This window comes from Actinokineospora sp. (genome assembly GCF_050699995.1).
In the GTDB taxonomy this organism is placed as follows: domain Bacteria; phylum Actinomycetota; class Actinomycetes; order Mycobacteriales; family Pseudonocardiaceae; genus Actinokineospora.
Genome location: NZ_JBOHGC010000265.1, coordinates 1 through 1,666 on the forward strand (window position 1 = coordinate 1; position 1,666 = coordinate 1,666).

The window sequence follows — 1,666 nt, forward strand, 5'->3', positions numbered from 1 at the left end:
TTCGACGAGATCGAACAGATCCTGCGCGGGGTGCTGACCGAGGCGTGGACCCGGCTCTGAGACAAGGAGTGATCGTGCGAGAAGTACAGAACTTCGTCGACGGCGCGCTCGTGGACGCCGCCGACGGCAGGCGCACCGACCTGGTCGACCCGTGCACCGGCGACGTGTTCGGCTCGGCGCCGCTGTCGGGCGGCAAGGACGTCGACCTCGCCTACGCCGCAGCGGCGCGGGCGTTCGAGACCTGGCGCGACACCACGCCGGGCGAACGGCAACGGGCGCTGCTGCGCTTCGCCGACGCGATGGAGCGCCGGTCGGCCGAACTGGTCGACGCCGAGTGCGCGAACACGGGCAAGCCGGTCGCACTGACCCGGACCGAGGAGATTCCCCCGGCGCTGGACCAGATCCGGTTCTTCGCGGGGGCGGCCCGGCTGTTGGAGGGCCGCGGCGCGGGCGAGTACATGGCGGGCCACACCTCGTATGTGCGGCGGGAACCGGTGGGTGTGGTCGGGCAGATCACGCCGTGGAACTACCCGCTGCTCATGGCGGTGTGGAAGATCGCGCCCGCGCTGGCCGCGGGCAACTGTGTCGTGCTGAAACCCAGCGACACCACCCCGGTGTCGACCGTGCTGATGGCCGAGATAGCCGCGGAGTTCTTCCCGCCGGGGGTGTTCAACGTCGTCTGCGGCGACCGCGACACCGGGCGGGCCATCGTGGCCCACCCGACGCCCGCGATGGTGTCGATCACCGGGTCGACGCGGGCGGGCTACGAGGTCGCCGCGACAGCGGCGAAAGACCTCAAGCGCACCCACCTCGAACTCGGCGGAAAGGCGCCGGTGATCGTCTTCGCCGACGCCGACATCGAGGCCGCCGCCGAGGGCATCGCGATCGCCGGATTCTTCAACGCGGGCCAGGACTGCACCGCCGCCACCCGTGTGCTCGTCGCCGAGGAGATCGCCGACGAGTTCGAGGCGGCGCTGGCTGATCAGGCCAAGGGGACCAAGGTCGGTATGCCCACCGACTCGGACGTCCTCTACGGCCCGCTCAACAACGCGGGACAGCTGGAGCGGGTCGCCGGGGTGCTGTCGCGGCTTCCGGACCACGCCAGGGTCCTGGCGGGCGGCGAACGGCACGGCTCGGAAGGGTACTTCTGGCAGCCGACTGTCGTGGCCGGACTGCGGCAGGACGACGAGGCGGTGCAGCAGGAGATCTTCGGACCGGTCATCACCGTGCAGCGGTTCGCGGACGAGGACGAAGCTGTGCGGTGGGCCAACGATGTCGAGTACGGGCTCGCCTCCTCGGTCTGGACCAGCGACCATGGCCGGGCGATGCGGGTGACCCAGCGGCTGGACTTCGGGTGCGTGTGGGTGAACTGCCACATCCCGCTGGTCGCCGAGATGCCGCACGGCGGGTTCAAGCACTCGGGATACGGCAAGGATCTTTCGGTCTACGGGCTGGAGGACTACACCCGGATCAAGCACGTCATGCACAACATCGGCCTCTGACGGGCGGTGGCCCAGGTTCACGTCCCGTCGGGCTACTAAGCCTGGATCCGTGGGTTAGCCGACGCGTTGATCTTCGGCGTGGTTGTTGATCTTGTTGTGGTGGTTGGGCAGGGCTGAGTTGCCGGCCTGGTCCAGCTTGTCCACTGTGGTCTCCGGTCGTGCCC

General features: G+C 69.2%; 1 protein-coding gene. It reads left to right on the forward strand.

All coding sequences use genetic code 11. From position 1 onward, the window contains the following. Positions 1–74: 74 nt before the first annotated feature. Positions 75–1,502, forward strand: a complete 1,428-nt coding sequence (locus tag ACRDSQ_RS13595) for a gamma-aminobutyraldehyde dehydrogenase (protein WP_431421394.1) — start codon at positions 75–77, stop codon at positions 1,500–1,502. Positions 1,503–1,666: the final 164 nt, after the last annotated feature.